This is a genomic window from Fulvivirga imtechensis AK7 (assembly GCF_000331535.1).
GTDB classification, from domain to species: domain Bacteria; phylum Bacteroidota; class Bacteroidia; order Cytophagales; family Cyclobacteriaceae; genus Fulvivirga; species Fulvivirga imtechensis.
Genome location: NZ_AMZN01000105.1, coordinates 1 through 4,269, shown reverse-complemented (window position 1 = coordinate 4,269; position 4,269 = coordinate 1). Strand labels below are relative to the sequence as shown.

Sequence of the window (4,269 nt, the reverse complement as noted above, 5' to 3'; positions counted from 1 at the left end):
TGGAATAGCTTCTTAAAGATTCGTCTACTAAAAAAAGCCGCTCTTTCGAACGGCTTCTTTGATCTTAATCTCTTTTATATTTTTAAAAGCAATTAATATTCTTCAATAAATTTTTCCCTATCAAAATCTTTAATCACTCCTTCCATCATTTTTAACTGCTCGCTTTCCGGATTCTTAAGAATTAAATCTCGTATTTCATCCAGTGCAGCATTTTCATCTTCTAAAAAGATGTATAAGAAGGCGATATCCGATAGTACTTTATCATTCTTCGGATCATTCTCCAACCTTTTCTCATAGGCTTTAAGTGCCTGGCTGTATTTCTGGTGGGCCAATTCCATTCGTCCCATTTTTTCAAGAATAAACCCCTGTTCGGTAATAACTTCCGCAAAATTCGGCTTGATATTTTGAACTTTATTTAAAGCTTCAAGAGATTCCTCTAACTTACCTTTTCTTCGCAAAACTTGAGACTTATTAGAATAAGCTATCAAATATAGGCTATCTATTTCAAGCGCCTGATTCAAATACATTAATGCAGAATCATATAAGAATCCACTAAGCGAATCATAAGTATGCGCAGCATCACCAATAAATTTGACAGCTTTATTATTAAGCTTTACAGCATTTGAATCTGGTTGATGTGTATTTACACTACTTTCTGCCTGTTCAGTTTTCCTTTCTTGATCACTGCAAGAAGCAATGATTAAGGCCATTAAAAATAAAATTCGTTTGCTCATGATTTTAATTCTTTGGCAGTCCAACAGTTCGGATATAAACTGGAATAGTCATTGTTGATGAGTGACGTTGTCCAGCAGAACCAAAAACTATATGATAACTAAATTTTAAATTGATCATAACTGTTCCACTTGTAGGTAATTGAAAAGAGAGTGCACCTAAGTTTGAAAAGCCATCAGGGAAACTTACATTATAACCATCGTTATATGTAAATGGGGTAATATTGACCTGCTTCCCATTCACTAATAATTCCGCGCTTCCTTGAAATGCAACATCTCCCTGACTCTTTGCTGGAGTAGTTCCTGCCGCTGAAGCCATAAAATAATATTTCCCATCAACCTGTTTTACAGAATAATTTCCAATCATGTTGAACATTGCATTTGCACCAACATTCTCGGCTCCAATGTAGTCAAGTTTTGTTTCATTGAAGGTATTACTAATTTCTTGGTAAATATTCCCTCCATTCTGTGCATTATACTCCCTAAACTCAGAATCTATATAATGCTCGGCATCAACAATTCCATTGACATAATAATCTATCCACTGGCCTTGTTTACCGTTTCTGGTGACTATTAGACCACCATCGCCATTATAAAAATCCTGGCCTTTCTGGTAACCTCCTGTTTGCTCCGAAATATACCGCTCATTCCTGTAAGAATCACTGCCATAGCCCAGCGACCAATCATCCCGGTAGATGCCCTGGCTCCAACCAAAAGCTCTACTCGGAATATATCCACCACCTCCATTAAACACCTGATACCCTCCATTGACAAACACATCATCCCTGCTCAGGTCTGCATACGATCCACCAGTCGGATCATTGTAGTAGATCGGGTTATTGCCCGCATAACTGTAAGGGCTTTCGTTCAGGTACCGGTTAGCAAACGGATCTACGGAATTGAACCTGCCTAGTGCAGGGTCGTACTGCCTGTAAAACGTCTCGTAAAAGAGTGTAAAGAATTATTCTTGAATCCTATCCAAACTATCTGCTGCTACAACTACATATTTATATTCAAATGGATATTCCTCATTATCTACGAAAACCTTGCCCTTAAATTCTTTCACCCCTGTGTCCTGTGTTACGATTCGGTATTCGTAAGGCTGAAAACTCAAAGAAGAGTCTTGTTCAAAATCACCTTGAGTAATAGTGATATCTTCATCCTCTCCATTTATTATAACTTTATTATTTTTATTCATCTCAAAAGCTATGTAACCTATAAATTCATCACCCAATTGTATTGAATCATCTTTAATGTCTATTTGAAATGATTCTCGATGATATTCATATTTGAAAACTCTATTTTTTTTATTGGTTCCTAAACTATCTTCTCCAATAGAATAAAACACTGTATCGTTAATTGAATTGGCAATAAAAATGTTTTCTCCATTAAAACCAAATTCCGGATTTTGGTATAAAATATTACCATCCTCGTCTACTATTATTGCCGTATTAGTAGTGTCGATTTCGGAAATATCATTGATCTTGATGACTTCTTGCTCTTTTTTTCCTTCACACGCTATAAGGTATACTAAGGAAAAAATAATCACCGTAACTTTTCTCATCTTTTTTATTTTACCTCTACAATTCTATAAATTATTCGACCATTTAAATCATATTTCACAGATTTCCAACATCTCATCTCCCAGTTAGGTCCTCTCCATTGTTTAAAGGGGCTCCAGTATATACCTTCCTGCCCCGAAACTTCATGAAATGTTCTAAACCCGTTTGTCCTTCCATTTATTGGATTCCCATCATAAAATGAAATAATAAGCGCATCACCAACTGCTTTTTTACCTTGTGATTTAATTAAACTTAAACTATTAAAAAAGTTATCCGGATAACTTAAATCCAATGTGGTAATATTACCTGATGCCGACCCTTGACCATAATCCACTTCATATAATTCGCCACCGGGACCAATAATTAAAAATACTAGATGAGGAACAGACGCTACCCACTAAATGCGCCCAAGTTTGAGGCCTCATTAATCGTTACTTATGCTATCAGCAGCTACGACTATGTATTTATATTCAAAAGGATAATTTTCCCCAAAAGTGTAAATAATACCGGAAAAGCTGTAAATTCCGAGTTCGGTAGCTTTAATTTTATGAGTGTAAGGAAGATCTTCACTCGTTAGTACCTCATCTAAACCTTTGATTTCGATTCGAATATCTTTTTGCTGACTGTAAATATTCCCGATAAATTCCTTACCTAATTTCACTGTATCAGTTTTCATACTAATATCAAAAAATTCATTTATATAGTCATAATGGAATACTTTCTTTAATTTCTTCTTATTTTCAATACTATCATAAACTGGCTCATTATTTTCGTCAGAATAATAAAGGTAAAACAGCTCACCTCCAACTGAATTTACTTTTTCGATATTCTCGGTTTTATGACTGGGATTAACATATACTTTTATGGGATTACCATTCTTATCAAAAAGTACAGTATCTTTTGTTATTCCCTGTATATCTGGAAGTGATTTCAAAAAAGCTTCATCATCCTTATTTTTATTTTCACAAGCACAAAATAACAGTATAAATAAGGCTATCAGTCTAATCTTTTGTCTCAATTTCATAAATTTTATCTTGTTTTATTATATAGTGATACCGGAACTACGAGATATTTGCCTTCTGAGTGTAAAATTCTATAGTAGGTAAGATTTGACTGATCCGCTTGCCTATAATAATACAAACCGGGATGATTTTTTGATGCCATGAATAAAGAATATCCATATTCGTTTTTCTGATTTAATGGATTTTCAAAGTGAACTGAGAAATAGTTGTTTGTGGCATCCAGTTCCGATGAATTTACTCTTAAATTAAGTACATTAAAAACATTATTAGCATTACCTAAATCCAAAACCCCAGTAGGCCCTTTACCCCAGTTCCCACTCGAAAAATCAATTTCATATTCTTGACCACCAGGGCCTACTATTACTATATTAGCCCCAGGTAATGACTTTAAGTTATTTAAAAACCTACCATATGCATTTTCCTCCCTGTTTTCCTTTAAACCGGTGCCAGACATAAACTCATTCCACAGCCTTTCAAATAATCCACATTTCGGACAATCTAGATCCATGCCTCTAGCTTTTGTAAAAGTAGTTTCGTAGCTGTAAGATGTTTCATCTGCTACACCGCCATACTCCCGCCAACGGGTAGTAGTTTCAACCACATACAGCTCCCCGTTTACAAAATCTGTTTGAGACTGATGTGCTCCATATTTATTTGTGAAGTCACTTCCGCCCATCAGGAAGTAATCCCGGGTAGACTCATGGGCCGTACCGCTCCACAAGTCGTTAGCCCAACCAAAAGCCCTGCTCGGAATATATCCACCACCTCCATTAAACACCTGATACCCACCATTGACAAACACATCATCCCTGCTCAGGTCTGCATAGGATCCACCACTCGGATCTGAATAGTAAATAGGATTAGCCCCGGCATAGCTGTATGGGCTTTCGTTCAGGTAGCGGTTAGCATACGGATCTACGGAATTGAACCTGCCTAGTGCTGGGTCATACTGCC

At 36.2% G+C, this 4,269-nt stretch carries 5 protein-coding genes and 1 pseudogene; all 6 read right to left on the bottom strand.

All coding sequences use genetic code 11. The features are described 5' to 3' along the window. Positions 1–92 precede the first annotated feature (92 nt). Positions 93–734: a tetratricopeptide repeat protein gene (locus C900_RS24805; RefSeq protein WP_009583131.1), complete on the bottom strand. Its 642-nt coding sequence runs from the start codon at positions 732–734 to the stop codon at positions 93–95. 4 nt (positions 735–738) lie between these two features. Continuing rightward, positions 739–1,509: a hypothetical protein gene (locus C900_RS24800; protein WP_009583130.1), complete on the bottom strand. Its 771-nt coding sequence runs from the start codon at positions 1,507–1,509 to the stop codon at positions 739–741. Between the two features lie 42 nt (positions 1,510–1,551). Continuing rightward, positions 1,552–1,665, bottom strand: a pseudogene (locus C900_RS31080) (RHS repeat-associated core domain-containing protein); the annotation flags it as partial. A 27-nt stretch (positions 1,666–1,692) separates the two neighbouring features. Then, the gene (locus C900_RS24795) at positions 1,693–2,295 is read right to left on the bottom strand and encodes a hypothetical protein (protein ID WP_009583129.1); all 603 of its coding nucleotides are present in this window, start codon (positions 2,293–2,295) and stop codon (positions 1,693–1,695) included. A gap of 422 nt (positions 2,296–2,717) precedes the next feature. After that, positions 2,718–3,311 carry a hypothetical protein gene (locus C900_RS24785; RefSeq protein ID WP_157494194.1) on the bottom strand — a complete coding sequence of 198 codons (594 nt, stop codon included), beginning with the start codon at positions 3,309–3,311 and terminating at the stop codon, positions 2,718–2,720. A gap of 11 nt (positions 3,312–3,322) precedes the next feature. Continuing rightward, a partial coding sequence (locus C900_RS24780; RefSeq protein WP_040497519.1) for an RHS repeat-associated core domain-containing protein occupies positions 3,323–4,269 on the bottom strand: 947 nt, incomplete at its 5' end.